Source organism: Herbaspirillum sp. (genome assembly GCF_035644555.1).
GTDB lineage: Bacteria > Pseudomonadota > Gammaproteobacteria > Burkholderiales > Burkholderiaceae_D > Herbaspirillum.
Genome location: NZ_DASQOH010000005.1, coordinates 73,933 through 87,700 on the forward strand (window position 1 = coordinate 73,933; position 13,768 = coordinate 87,700).

12 protein-coding genes are annotated in these 13,768 nt (G+C 61.2%); 4 read left to right on the forward strand and 8 right to left on the reverse strand.

The genetic code is table 11. The features are described from left to right. Nucleotides 1–8 precede the first annotated feature (8 nt). Nucleotides 9–1,598, reverse strand: coding sequence for an MdtA/MuxA family multidrug efflux RND transporter periplasmic adaptor subunit (locus VE092_RS01450; protein ID WP_324873100.1), 1,590 nt, complete (start codon nt 1,596–1,598; stop codon nt 9–11). Between the two features lie 351 nt (nt 1,599–1,949). Continuing rightward, nucleotides 1,950–2,486 carry a Spy/CpxP family protein refolding chaperone gene (locus VE092_RS01455; RefSeq protein WP_102661401.1) on the reverse strand — a complete coding sequence of 179 codons (537 nt, stop codon included), beginning with the start codon at nt 2,484–2,486 and terminating at the stop codon, nt 1,950–1,952. A 258-nt stretch (nt 2,487–2,744) separates the two neighbouring features. On the opposite strand from VE092_RS01455, the gene VE092_RS01460 reads away from it, so the two are divergent. Further along, nucleotides 2,745–3,482: a response regulator gene (locus VE092_RS01460; protein WP_006462419.1), complete on the forward strand. Its 738-nt coding sequence runs from the start codon at nt 2,745–2,747 to the stop codon at nt 3,480–3,482. Beyond that, nucleotides 3,479–4,855, forward strand: a complete 1,377-nt coding sequence (locus VE092_RS01465; RefSeq protein ID WP_324873105.1) for an ATP-binding protein — start codon at nt 3,479–3,481, stop codon at nt 4,853–4,855. The genes VE092_RS01460 and VE092_RS01465 overlap by 4 nt, the downstream gene beginning before the upstream one ends. 84 nt (nt 4,856–4,939) lie before the next feature. Here VE092_RS01465 and trpS read toward each other — a convergent pair whose 3' ends face one another. The 3 genes from trpS to VE092_RS01480 all read right to left on the reverse strand — a co-directional run bounded on the left by trpS (nt 4,940) and on the right by VE092_RS01480 (nt 7,215). Next, nucleotides 4,940–5,989 (reverse strand): tryptophan--tRNA ligase, encoded by a 1,050-nt coding sequence (gene trpS, locus VE092_RS01470; RefSeq protein ID WP_324873106.1) that lies wholly within the window; start codon nt 5,987–5,989, stop codon nt 4,940–4,942. Between the two features lie 262 nt (nt 5,990–6,251). Then, nucleotides 6,252–6,812 (reverse strand): glycine zipper family protein, encoded by a 561-nt coding sequence (locus VE092_RS01475; protein ID WP_324873107.1) that lies wholly within the window; start codon nt 6,810–6,812, stop codon nt 6,252–6,254. Nucleotides 6,813–6,888: 76 nt separating this feature from the next. Further along, the gene (locus VE092_RS01480) at nt 6,889–7,215 is read right to left on the reverse strand and encodes a hypothetical protein (protein WP_324873109.1); all 327 of its coding nucleotides are present in this window, start codon (nt 7,213–7,215) and stop codon (nt 6,889–6,891) included. Nucleotides 7,216–7,695: 480 nt separating this feature from the next. Between VE092_RS01480 and VE092_RS01485 the strand changes: the two genes are divergently transcribed. Then, nucleotides 7,696–9,765: a hypothetical protein gene (locus tag VE092_RS01485; protein ID WP_324873111.1), complete on the forward strand. Its 2,070-nt coding sequence runs from the start codon at nt 7,696–7,698 to the stop codon at nt 9,763–9,765. A gap of 7 nt (nt 9,766–9,772) precedes the next feature. Then, nucleotides 9,773–10,366 (forward strand): hypothetical protein, encoded by a 594-nt coding sequence (locus VE092_RS01490; protein WP_324873114.1) that lies wholly within the window; start codon nt 9,773–9,775, stop codon nt 10,364–10,366. A 168-nt stretch (nt 10,367–10,534) separates the two neighbouring features. Here VE092_RS01490 and fumC read toward each other — a convergent pair whose 3' ends face one another. From fumC to VE092_RS01505, 3 genes are all read right to left on the reverse strand, one after another. Beyond that, nucleotides 10,535–11,923 carry a class II fumarate hydratase gene (fumC, locus tag VE092_RS01495; protein WP_324873115.1) on the reverse strand — a complete coding sequence of 463 codons (1,389 nt, stop codon included), beginning with the start codon at nt 11,921–11,923 and terminating at the stop codon, nt 10,535–10,537. Nucleotides 11,924–12,123: 200 nt separating this feature from the next. Then, nucleotides 12,124–12,474 carry a DUF3579 domain-containing protein gene (locus VE092_RS01500; protein WP_324873117.1) on the reverse strand — a complete coding sequence of 117 codons (351 nt, stop codon included), beginning with the start codon at nt 12,472–12,474 and terminating at the stop codon, nt 12,124–12,126. 334 nt (nt 12,475–12,808) lie between these two features. After that, nucleotides 12,809–13,768: a CobD/CbiB family protein gene (locus VE092_RS01505; RefSeq protein ID WP_006462410.1), complete on the reverse strand. Its 960-nt coding sequence runs from the start codon at nt 13,766–13,768 to the stop codon at nt 12,809–12,811.

Below are 13,768 nucleotides of genomic sequence, written 5' to 3' on the forward strand. Positions count from 1 at the left end.
CCTTGTGCTTACTTGGCGCCGTTGGCGTTGCCTGCGTTGCTGGCGCCACCGGTGCCGCCATTGGCATTGCCCGCCTCGCGCTGGCGCCGCAGTTCCATCATCTTCTGGCGACGCTGGTCTTCAGGCAGCTTCTTGATCTCTTCGCCGAATTCGCCGGCATCGATACGCTTGTTGAGCTCGGCCCAGCGCTTCTGGCGTTCTTCCGGGCTCATGCCGCCCTGACCGCCTTCTACGCCCTGCCCCGGCCCTTGTCCTTGACCCTGGCCACGCTTGCCATGGCGGCGTGCATCGGGGTTCTCGGTGGTGAGCTTGTTGGCCGGATCGTCGGCGCCGCCGCGTGCCACGGCCTCGACCTTGGCGCCTTCGCGCAGGCGGTCGATGCCGTCAATGACCACGGTCTCGCCAGCGGCCACGCCGTCGGTGATGACGGTCAGGTCATCCTGCACCGGGCCGGTCTTGACCGGGCGCACGGTGACGGTGTTGTCTTCCTTGACCACATAGACGAACAAACCCTTGGCCCCGCGCTGGATGGCGGCCGTCGGGATGACGGTGGCACCTTGTTCGGTATTGAGCTGCAGGCGGATATTGACGAACTGGCTGGGGAACAGCGCGTAGTCGGTATTGGGGAACTGGGCCTTGAGCTTGACCGTGCCGGTGGTGGAATCGACCACGTTGTCGATGGTCAGCAGCACGCCGTCGGCCAGTTTCTTCTTCTGCTCACGGTCCCAGGCCTGGGCCGGCAGCTTGCGACCGCTCTGCAGCTGCTGCAAGACCTTGGGGATATTGTCTTCAGGAATGCTGAAGATGGCGGTGATCGGCTGCAGCTGGGTGATGATGACCAGGCCGTTGGTGTCGCTGGTGGTGACGTTGTTGCCGACGTCGGCCTGACGCAGGCCCAGGCGACCGCTGATGGGGGCGATCACGCGGGTGAACGACAACTGCAGGCGGGCGCTGGCGACGCTGCCCTCGTCTGCCTTGACCGTTCCCTCATATTGCTTGACCAGCGCGGCCTGGGTGTCGACCTGCTGGCTGGCGATGGAGTCCTGCGACAGCAGGGTCTGGTAGCGCTTCAGGTCAAGCCGGGCCGAGCTCAGCAGTGCGCGGTCGCGCGCCAGCTGGCCTTCGGCCTGGGTCAGCGCGGCCTGCAGCGAGCGCGGGTCGATCTCGGCCAGCAGCTCACCGGCCTTGACCACCTGGCCTTCCTTGTAATGCAGCTTCATCAACTGGCCATCGACCCGGGCGCGCACGGTGGCGGTGGCCGTCGGCGTGACCGCCCCCAGGCCGTTGAGGAAGACATCCACATCCTGCACCCGGGCCTTGGCCACGCCGACCGGCATGGTCTGGCCGGCGAAGGCGCCGGCGCCCGGGCGGCGGGCGCCCGGACCGCCAGCACCTGGTCGGCCCCCGGGGCCACCGGGGCCACCCATGGCACTCATCTGCTCCTGCTCGGCCTTCTTCTTGGACCAGTATTTGTACCCGCCACCGGCGGCCAGTGCGGCCACCAGTACCCAGAACCACCAGCGGCGCAGGATGCTGCCACGGGAACGCGAAGGAGATGGGGAGGGAGATGGCTGGCCGGGATTGGGAGTATTTGTCATGTCAGGGAAACCAGTAAACCGATCACGTATGCAGACCGCCAACAGGCGGCCTTGTCTCATGGGAAATCGATGCAGCACTCTGCCATCGCGTCGGCGTGCCGTTATCCGGTCACGCAAAGGCAAGAGCATAAGGGAAGGCGGCCCATCCTGTTGGATCGGACCGCCTGCCGCTATTCTCTCCTGGGCGGCTTGCAACTCTGCAACCACGCATGCCACCTGCATCGGCTGGCACGCAGTGTACCCAGCTATTGCCGGCCGCGCCAATGAGAACAGCCTTGCCGGTCGAGCGCAAGGCTGTCGGGGTGGAAAACGCCCGCGCTTGCAACGCACGGGCGAATGCTGCCGCGCGCCTTACTTGGCCGGAGCGTCGGGAGCGGGCTTGCCGTCACGCGGCGGGCCCTTGTGCTCGCCACGCTGGCCGTGATGCATCTGTTCCCAGCGATGATGCTGCATCTTGGCGAACTCGGCGTCGAAGGTCTTCTGCTGCTCCGGCGACAGGGTGGCGTAGAACTCCTTGGTGGCGGCGATGCGCTGTTCGGCGAAGGATTCGCGCTTGCGCATCATGTCCAGCTGCTTGTCCAGACGTTCCGGGGTGGACAGCTTGGCCCATTCTTCCTTGTTGGGACGAGCGGCACGGTCAAACGGGGCCGGCTTGGTCTTGTCCAGGAACAGCTTCCAGCCGGCTTCCTGGGCGGCGGTGATCTTGAGCTTGTCGTGCAGCTGGGCCTGGTGCTTGGCGCGCATCTGCTCGAACTTGGCGATCTGTTCCGGGCTCGGGGCATGGCCTTGCGGGCCGCCCGGGGGCATCTGGGCGAAGGCCGACAGGGTCACGGCGCTGATGCTTACGGCGGCGATGCCGGCCAGGATACGGTTCTTGAATGTCAACATGTGTTGCTCCTTTCAGTGGTCTTGCGCTTGGTACTGTGCTTGTACTGCGCTTGTACTGTCATACAGCGAAGTGCTGTCTTGGCACGGTTCCCATTAAACCGGCGGCGTGTATCGGCGATTTTTCGGCTGTGCCGTCATTTGTATCGTTTTGTATATCCGCAGGCCTCCCAGGTATCGTTTTATTTCCACGCCCCTCCTTGTAAAGACCCGATACAAATCCATCCTGCACGTACGGACAAGTTCGGCATAATGCGTCCCATGGATACAAATACTCACATCCTCGTCGTCGATGACGACCGCGACATCCGCACCCTGCTGGCCGAATACCTGGACAGCAACGGCCTGCGCACCCTGACCGCCACCAATGGCAGCGAGATGCGTCGGGTGCTGGAAGAGTCGCGGGTGGACCTGATCGTGCTGGACCTGACCCTGCCCGGGGAAGACGGCCTGACGCTGTGTCGCAACCTGCGCGCCACCTCATCGGTGCCGGTGATCATGCTGACTGCGCGCGGCGAGCCGCTGGACCGCATCCTGGGCCTGGAAATGGGCGCCGACGACTACCTGGCCAAGCCCTTCGAGCCGCGCGAGCTGTTCGCCCGCATCCGCAGCGTGCTGCGCCGTACCCAGGCCCTGCCGCCCAACATGGCCCAGCCGGACGTGGCCACCATGCGCTTTGCCGGCTGGACGCTGGACCTGACGGCGCGTCACCTGGTGAACCGCGATGGCGTGGTGGTAGCCCTGTCGGGGGCGGAGTTCCGGCTGCTGAAGGTGTTCCTGGATCATCCCAACCGGGTGCTCAACCGCGACCAGCTGCTGGAGCTGACCCAGGGCCGCGAATCCGATCCCTTCGACCGCTCGGTGGATATCCAGATCAGCCGCCTGCGCCAGAAGCTGGGTGACGATGCGCGCACGCCCACCATCATCAAGACCGTGCGCAACGAAGGTTATGTGCTGGCCACCACCGTCAGCGCGGAAGGCGCGGGCCGGCCGGCATGAAGGATTTCCTGGGCTCCATCGGCAACCGCATCTTCTTCCTGCTGCTGGCGGGCATCGTGGTGGCGGTCATGGCCACCACCTGGCTGGCTGGCAACGAGCGCCGCAGCACCTTGCGCGAACTGCGCTTCCAGCATCTGGCCGACCGCGTGGAGCAGATCGTCCAGGCGGTGGACGACATCCCGCCGCCGCAGCGTCCCATCGTGCTGCAGGCTGCCACCAACTTTGGATTCGAGGCGCGCATGGTGGACGACATGAATGACGCCATCGGTCCCAACGCCAGTACCAGCCCGCTCATCGAGATGCTGCAGTCGCGTCTGGGCGAGGATCGCAAGATCGCCGTACAGCGCGAGAGCGAATGCCCGCCCTTGCGGGCCGATGATGCCCACGCCCCACGCCGCGATACCTGCCGCGTGATCTACGTGAGCCTGCACGACCAGGCCCTGATGCGCCTGCGCCTGCATCAGCCGGGCGAGCCCCCTGCCCTGCGCGGCCGCGGCGGACCGGGTGGCCCGTTCGGCCTGCAGTACATCCTGCTGTTCCTGGCGCTGATCGCGATGCTGGCCTGGCTGGTGGCGCGCATGGCGACCCGCCCGATCCGCCAGTTGGCTCAGGCCGCATCGCGCCTGGGCAGCGATATCGACCATGCGCCACTGGCCGAGACCGGCCCCACCGAAATCCGCCAGGCGGCACATGCCTTCAATGCCATGCAGGGCCGCATCCGGCGCCAGATCCAGCATCGCACCCACATGCTGGCGGCCATCACCCACGATTTGCAGACGCCGCTGACGCGCATGCGCCTGCGGCTGGAAAAGGTCACCGACGCCGAACTGCAGCAAAAACTGATCGACGATCTGGGCGTAATGCACGGCATGGTGCGCGAGGGGCTGGACCTGGCGCGCAGCATGGATTCCTCGGAGAAGGTGCAGGCGCTGGATATCGACTCCCTGCTCGACAGCGTCTGCGCCGATGCCGCCGACGCCGGCCAGGACGTGAGCCTGCAGGGCAGCACCCGCGCCTTCGTGATGGCCCAGCCGGGGGCGCTGCGGCGCTGCCTGACCAACCTGATCGACAACGCCTGCAAGTACGGCCGCCAGGCGCGGGTCAGCATCGCCCTGGAGCAACAGCGGATCGCCATCCGTATCCGCGACCAGGGGCCGGGCATCCCCGATGCCGAGCTGGAGGCGGTCTTCGAACCCTTCTATCGGCTGGAAACCTCGCGTTCACGCGATACCGGTGGCACCGGGCTGGGCCTGACCATCGCGCTCAATATCGCCGAGAACCATCATGGCCAGCTGCGCCTGCGCAATCTTCCGGAGGGCGGGCTGGAAGTCTTGCTGGAACTGCCGCAGATGACGCCGGCCAAGGCACGCTGAACTGCTCCGCAGGCATGAAAAAACCGCCGCTCCCCTGGCCGGGAAGCGGCGGTTTCGTTTTGTGCAGTCGGTCGACTGAGGGCCTTAGCCGAAGTAGTTCAGGCCCAGCGCGGCATTGACTTCCGACATGGTCTGCGCGGCCACGGCGCTGGCGCGCTCGGTGCCCCGCTTGAGGATGGCCAGCACTTCACCACGGTCCTTGGCGAACTCTTCGCGACAGGTGCGGATGGGCTCCAGCAATTCCTGCAGGATGCCTTCCAGCCGACGCTTGACCACGCTGTCGCCCAGACCACCCCGGGTGTAGTGGGCCTTCAACTCGGCCACGGCATCGCGGTCGGGGTCGAAGGCATCCAGGAAGGTGAACACCACATTGCCCTCGACCTGGCCCGGATCGTCCACGCGCAGGTGATTCGGGTCGGTGTACATGCGGTGCACGGCCTGCTTGATCTCGGCCGGCGTCGCGCCCAGGGCGATGGAATTGCCCAGCGACTTGCTCATCTTGGCCTTGCCGTCGATGCCGGGCAGGCGGCCGGTTTCGGAGAGCACTTCCTTGCATTCCACCAGCACCTCACGATCGACGGTGGCGTTGAATTTGCGCACCAGTTCGTTGGTCTGCTCGATCATCGGCAACTGGTCGCTGCCCACCGGCACCAGTTGCCCCTTGAAGGCGGAGATGTCGGCCGCCTGGCTGACCGGGTAGGTCAGGAAACCGGCCGGGATATCGCGCTCGAAGCCGCGCAGGCGGATCTCTTCCTTGATGGTGGGATTGCGCTCCAGGCGCGACACCGTCACCAGGTTCAGCAACACCATCGACAGTTCGTAGAGCTCGCGCACCTGGGACTGGATGAAGATGGTCGATTTCTCGGGATCGATGCCCACGGCCAGGTAGTCCAGCGCCACCTCCAGCACGTTGTCGGTGACCTTCTGGTGGCGACCGACATTGTCGGTCATGGCCTGCGTGTCGGCCAGCAGCAGGAACTGGCGCGAAGTCTCCTGCAGCGCCACGCGCGATTTGAGGGAACCAATGTAGTGCCCCAGGTGCAGCGGACCGGTAGGACGGTCGCCGGTGAGGACCACGGGCAAGGTGGAAGCGGAGGTCGTGCTGGAGGCGGAACTAGTGGCGTTCGAAGACATGGTCATTCCTGATCGTTAATCTGTCTGGAATGCCGCCGGTCCGAAGCTGAAAAAAACATGCCGCCGGAACCGGCGGCATCACATGGTCAAGCTGTGTGAAAACGGGCCGCCTAAGTCAGGCGCGCCACCAATGCTGGGTTTTCGCAAGTTGGGTTCGGAAAAGCATGGCGGCGAGTATAGCACTGGCGGGCCGCCATGTTGCGTTGCATAAGAAAAAACCGCATCCGGGGATGCGGTTTGCCTTCTTCGCCAACCTGCGGCCTCAATATGCACCCGGCGGCGGGCCGTAGTACACCGGCGGTGGGCCGTAATAGCCCGGAGGCGGCGGCGGAGCGTAATAGTAACGCGGGTGGTAGGTATAGACGGTGGTGGTCTGGACCGGCTGCTGCACCTGGTTGCCCTTGCTGTACATGCACTGGGTATAGGTCATGTCATAACGCTGCTGCATCGAATAATTGCCGCCCGCAGCCGCATTGCTGCCCGCGGCACTGCCCACCAGCAGACCACCACCGGCACCGATGGCCGCCCCGGCGCCGGCATTGCCGGAAGCCGCACCAATCAGTGCGCCGGCCACCGCACCCACGGCGGTACCGACTGCGGCGCTGTTGGCCGCATTGTTCTGAGTCTGCGCCGCCTGCCCGCCAATGGCGTCCTGGGCATACTGCTGGCATTGCTGCTGGTCGGCACGGAACTGCTCGTAACTCTTTCCCTTGCCCGGCATGGCCATTACCGACGGGCCGGTGGGCACGGTCACGCAACCACCCAGCGCCAGCATGGCGCCGACGGCGGTGACGGTAGCGGCGGTCTTGTAGAGGGGTTTCACGATGATTCCTTTATCTGTGAAGGTATTGCTTTAGCGCAGAGCAGCTGAGAACGGCCTGCGCGATCTGGTCGCCAGGCTATTGCGGCGGCGGACCGCCGGGAACGGCGGGGGTATTGGGCACCACCTTCATCCAGGGACTGGGGCAGTTCTGCACATAGGGGTAATACGCCTTGGATTCCTGGCAGTAGTACCAGTAATCCTGGCGCGGCGGCTCCACGTAGACCGGTGCCGGCACCCGTTCCACATAGACCGGCGGCGGATAGTAGACCGGCGGCGGCACCCAGATCGGCCCGCCGATCACCACGCCGCCATAGAAGCGCCCATGCGCATACACCGACGCGCTAGCCACCAGGCCGGCCACCGCCAGCATGCCGCAGACGCCGATTGCCGCTATTTTCTTCATGTTATTGCCTTTGGGAGTGTCTCTGAATGTCTGGAATTATCGCCGATGGCATCGCCGCCGCTTTCCCCGATCGCCCGAAACTCCTTGTCGGGCGCGGCTTGCAGACGCATCTGGCGCATGAAAGCAATATACGCCGGGGCTGGTCTTAAATCTTGAGATGTTTCAATTCGTAACCCTAATCAATATTGATATACATGGGGTTGAAAAGGCTTTGCAACCCGTTGGAAGCCCTGGTTTCCAGGCGACAAGATGTCAGCAGACGGCGGCACATCGGAAGACGATTAAGGTAATAAATACGCCAGTCACCGCAGTAAAACTTCGAGCCACGCGGACTTCTTTGCCGCCGAAAGACTTGGGCACTACCCCGCTCTCATAAGATCTCCCGATTTCCACAGCAATCTTCTTACAAATCCGCGCTACATAGAGATCGCGCAGCGGATGTCCCCTAGCGCTGCCCGGCTTGGCAACCTTCTTCCGACAATGATCATCACCTATCCTATTCAACTCCCTTACATAGCCGGTAGCGAACAACGCGTCGTTCCCGACAGCATTTCCAATCGTAGCGAAATCCTCAGCGGTTCTTATCTACTGGGAAAAAATCGTTTCTGGCACGGCGGCATCCATATTCATCCATTGGGAAAAGACACGCCAATAGTCGCCATTGCTGACGGCGATCTCATTGCATACCGCTACGACGAAATCGATGAGACCGATGAATACTTCAACAAGACATCCTGTTCGCGGAGCTTTGTTCTCCTCAAGCATGAAGCAGAACTTGGGCAAACGGGACTGGGAGCCGCCAAATTAAGCTTTTACTCTCTTTACATGCATCTCCGCTCTTGGGGGGATGTCAAAAAAATCGCCCCAAATGCGGTGAACTTCGTGCGGAAAATCATTCCCGAACGTCAGCAATTCAAAAGCGGGCAACCGGTCTTCGATAAGCAAAAGCGTCCCGTGATGGAAAAGGAGCATGAAGAGATCATTGCTCCTGTGGCAAATGGATCTGTCATTTCCGGCACGGGATTCGCCCGAGTCCGGAGGGGCGATGTGCTTGGCTATTGTGGGAACATACCCGACAACATGACGACTCCGTCGAGGGGAATCCATTTCGAGATATTTTTCGATAGCCCCGAATTCCTCAGCAATCCCTGCAAGACAATATGGGGCAGATGCGTTCTTGCCGCTGCACATCTGGTGTTGGACGAACTTCTCCCCGAGCAGACCCTTCGCGTTAACCCAGCGATACCACTGGACTTAGAAAAATCGCATTCTGAGGGAGGCTATTTCAAGATCAAACAAGAGGGAAAAAGCTACTGGGTCAGCCAGGACCAAATTGAGGAAGTCCACTCTCAAGTTTCCACCGCCAAGCACAAAGGTAAAACGCGTTTTGAAAGGCAACATGTGGCAAGAACTGACGCTCTTTCCGTATTTACCAAAGATCCATTAAGGAATATGCAAACGCTGGCAATGGGAACAGTAGTGGTTCCCTGGATAGGGCCGTGGTTGGAAATCGATGAATTCAGCGAACAGACCTACCAAGGAAAAACTTGGATTCCGCTTTTTCTTCCAGGCAAGGACAAACTGTGCTGGGTCGAGAAAAAGGTACTCAACTACACGAGCGACGCAGATTGGCCAAGCTTCGAGAAATTCCAAGAAGAGGAAGGACAACATAGCGCAGATGCCTTGCTTGATGGTGACAGACTGCTAGAGAAACTGAATAGCCATAACGCTGCGCACCCGTCTGCCCAGGAAGAAATAAATGTCGGCAACTTGATAGCGAAACACCCTACCGAATGGAGTAAGGTGGATATCAAGCAGAGGTTTGAACGTGTCACACAGGAAGATTTTGGTCCCCAAAAGCTCAGCGAAGAAGAGTTTGGGAGACTAGCCTGCCACATCGAACGCCTTGCCTTCTGGGAAGAGGTTGATGGAATTCCGGACGCAAAGAGCGTCTGGCATGCTCATCCGATCAGATTCATTGAGCATTTGGCAAAATGCATGTGGCTAAGCGAAGCCGAGCTTCTACGAATAATGCCGGATACGGATAAAGAGGTCGTACGAACTCATCGCTTCAGTTTGAACAAGACGATGATGCAATGGGGCTTTATTGATCGTCTTGAACAAGCACATTTCTTGGCGCAAGGCATGCACGAGTCTGCAGGAATGCGTTTGATGACCGAACTTCCCTCGAAATATGCCAGCAGCGCGTCACGCTACAAAGGACGGGGATTCGTTCAAATCACCTCCGAGGTAAATTACAACGCACTCAACTTGTTTCTAAATCGTTTCGTCAGGCCGACCAATCTCGTCAACCAGCCCGAAACGCTTGGCAGTGATTCGTATCTGGCCTTCGCCGCTTCGTGCTGGTACTGGCGTTCCAATGACCTCAGACGCTCAGCTAAAAAAGGCATGGAAGATGCCATAGTTGAAGAGGTGGGCAGAGTCATCAATCGAGGCCCGGCGCGAAGAAATCTTCCTGAATATCCCCCTTTGAGTAACGAGGACCGGCTACAAAAGTTCCACTGGGTGAAGAAGATACTGTTGAGCTGAGTACAACGTGAAAAAACTATTCCATTTCCTTGCTCCAGCCTTGGTGCTGGGCATCGCCTTGTCCACACATGCCAAGGAGGAAGAAAGCTTCAAGCTTGTCGGTATGAAAACGAATGCCGATTACGTGATGAGCGTTGACATCAGGGTCGGCAGCGGCATAAGAAGGCTCAGGCTTCCGACGCCCGGCGCCTATCGCCATTCATTTTCTATTGCAGGCGCAAAATGGGGGGATCAAGCGATACTCGCTCTGAGCTTGGACGAACGCGGGAGAATACCCGCCGTTGCCTACTACGACATTAGTCCGGGCAACGGCTGCCTGATAGGGAAATATGGTCGGCTGGAATTTGATGAAAAAACACGGCTGCTGATTGAAGTGACTTATTCGAGCGCGAGCGAACAAATCATCAATCGCTATTCCTACAGGAGCTGCAAGCTCCGGTTGCACGATCAGCTTCTCGATAGGGCCCTCGATGTCGACTCCACCCAAGTGGTGAGGCGGTCTGTCACCCGACTCAAAGGCCCAGGGCGTGACCTGCCAGCGTGCGAATACGAGGTGCGAGACGGCAAAAGCATCAATGACGAGCCTTGCTTCAGTTTCTAGTGCGTCAGCATACATACTTGGCAATTTCTTCAGCGACTAGCCAGACATATCCCGGTTAGTCCACATTCGATGCCCTGCAAAGAAGAAGGAGGGCAGAAGCTTCGCTCTGCCCTCCTTGCCGACTTCTCGCTTCAGCCATATTTGGCTGTATTTCGTCTTATCCCAGTCTCAACCCGGCCGCGTCATCTGCTCCGGCTTGATCCACTCCACGAACTGCTCTTCAGTGACATAGCCCAGGGCCAGTGCGGCCTGCTTCAGGGTCGTGCCGTCGTGATGCGCCTGCTTGGCGATCTTGGCGGCCTTGTCGTAGCCGATGTGCGGTGCCAGGGCGGTCACCAGCATGAGCGACTTTTCCATCAGTTCTCCGATGCGGCTGCGGTTGGCTTCGATGCCGCGGGCGCAGTGCTCCTCGAAACTGGCCATGCCGTCGGCCAGCAGGCGCACACTCTGCAGGAAGTTGTGGATGATCACCGGCTTGAAGACGTTGAGCTCGAAGTTGCCGCTGGCGCCACCGATGTTCAAGGCAACATCGTTGCCGAAGACCTGGGCGCAGAGCATGGTCATGGCCTCGCATTGGGTCGGATTGACCTTGCCCGGCATGATGGAACTGCCCGGCTCATTCTCGGGGATGGTGATCTCGCCCAGGCCCGAGCGCGGGCCGGATGCCAGCCAGCGGACGTCGTTGGCAATCTTCATCATCGCCGCGGCCAGTGTCTTCAGGCCGCCATGCGAGGCCACCAGGGCATCATGGCCGGCCAGTGCGGCGAACTTGTTGGGCGCGGTCTTGAAGGGGAAACCGAAGAACTTGGCCAGCTCGGCAGCCACGCGCTCGCCGAATTCGGGGTGGGCATTCAGGCCCGTGCCGACCGCCGTGCCGCCGGCGGCCAGTTCGGAGATGGCATTGAGGGTGGCGATGACGGCCGACTCCGCATGTTCCAGCTGGGCCACGTAGCCGGAGAACTCCTGGCCCAGGGTCAGCGGTGTGGCGTCCTGCAGGTGGGTGCGGCCGATCTTGACGATGTCGGCGAACTGGGTGGATTTCTCCGCCAGGGTACCGCGCAGCTTGTGCAGCGAGGGAATCAGGTGGGTCGCCACGGCCATGCAGGCGGCCACGTGCATGGCGGTCGGGAAGATGTCGTTGGAGGACTGGCCGCGATTGACGTCATCATTGGGGTGGATCAGGCGATCTTCGCCACGTACGCCACCCAAAAGCTCGGAGGCGCGGTTGGCCAGCACCTCGTTCATGTTCATGTTGCTCTGGGTGCCGGAGCCGGTCTGCCAGACCGACAGCGGGAATTCCAGCGGATGCTTGCCGGCGATCACTTCATCAGCAGCAGCGATGATGGCCTCGGCCTTCTTGCCGTCCAGCTTGCCGAGGTCGCAATTGACGCTGGCACAGGCGCGCTTGACGGCAGCCAGTGCCACGATCAGCTCGGCTGGCATGCGCTCGGTGGAAATGTGGAAGTGGTGCAGCGAACGTTCGGTCTGCGCGCCCCACAGGCGGTCGGCCGGGACTTCGATCAGGCCAAAGGTGTCGCGCTCCATGCGGTGGTTCATGATGCTTCTTCTCCGTGATTAGGCGGCCGCGTACGGCCAGGTGATCCCGCTGGCTCTGGCTGATGTGTTCGGCTGAGCGCGGGAGTTGAAGACGGTAAGTTCTAGTGTAACTGCTGGCGGGGCCGCTTGCAGGCAGCGGCATGAAGCTGGCGGGGTATTGACCGGGCGACACAAAACCGCCCGGAGCAGGAAAACAAGGCTCAGGGCGCCTTGTTTTCCTTGGGAGCGTCAGGCAGGACACAGGCCTCGATCACCTGCAGGTCGTTGTCCTTGGCGAAGTTGACCACGAAGTGATACGCCAGCGGTTCCAGCTCGCGCAGGGCTTCGTTGACCACCACCGAGCGCACGCCGTCGATGTGGGTCGGCAAGACATAGGGGGAATACTTCAGGTGCGCGTTGCGCCCGCCACTGCCTTCCGGACGGAAACACGACATCACGCCGCACAGGCGCTCCGCCCAGTCGCTGGGGCGGAACTGCCGGCCATCCGAGGTCTTGCCCAGGATGATGAATTCTTTGGCCGGTGCGTTTGCGGGTTTGATGGGATCAGCCATACGTGCAGTTCTTCTATAGCGCTTGCAACCGAATGCCCCGGTCCTGGTGAGACCCGAGCCCTGGATTCCGCGGTGCCTGCGCGACTTGTCGCGGGGGTGCCTGCGGTGTTGAGTATTATATCTTATAGAAGACTTGGCTTCTACCGGTCTCCTCGCCTCCAGCCATTCTGCCTTGCCTGGCCCTGCGCGTCGCTCGTTCCTGGTCCGGGCTGAGCTGCTGCCGGGCGGGATGCGATCTTGGTGATGTGAATCCGGAAGTATACCGGGTTGGCGGGAATCGCGTTCCCCAAAAAAACGAAGCGGGCCATTGCCCGCTCGTCTCAATTCGAAAGAACTAGCCCATCCAGACCGCGACTGACAGCAGCAGCAACAGGAACATCCACAGCAACAAGGCACGCCAGACCAGGCCCACGGTGCTCTGCAGGGTGCGCGGGGATGGTGTGTCGCCGGGCAGGCCGTCGGTTTCCTCGGGCATGGAATCGACCGTAGCCGCATCGACCGGCAGGATGATGCCGGCAGCGGCCTGGTTTTCGGTGCCGAAACGCACGCCCATGGCGCCACCACCGGCGGCCAGGATGATGCCGGCAGCCTCGTCCTCCCAGCGGTTGGCGAAGTTGCGCCAGGCGTAGATGGCATCCTCGAAGTTACCCACCACGGCAAAGGCGGAGGCGGTCAGGCGTGCCGGAATCCAGTCGATCCAGTAGAAGGCCTGGGCAGCGAAGCGGCCGAAGGCCTCGAACTTCATGTGATCGGGCTCGTTCCAGGCGCGCGAGAGATATTCGGCGACGCGATACATCACCGCCAGTGCCGGGCCGACCGGCATCAGGAACCAGAAGAACACGCCAAACACATGGCGATGCGTGGTGATCAGGGCGCGCTCGGAGGCGATGCGCGAAATTTCGCTGACGTCCATGCCGGCGGTATCCAGCTTGGTCCATTCGGCCAGCAGGGTACGCGCGGTCATCTCGTCGCCCGTGTTCAGGGCCAGCTGGATGGAAGTGAAGTAATGACTGTAATGACGGAAGCCCAGCGTCATGTAGACCACCAGGACGTTCCAGGCGAACGCCGCCACCAGGCTCACATGCAGCAGCAACCAGTACACCAGCGCCACCGGCACGGTCAGTGCACCGACCATCACCACCCAGCCCAGTCGGCCGTGATGAACATGGCCGGCGTTGAACCAGCCCTCTATCGTGGCCGCGAAAGACTTGATGGATGCATAAACCGGATTGTCTGCACGCAGTGGTTTGAGTTGTTCGATTAACAGCGCAAAGAGAATGGATAGAAATGTCAT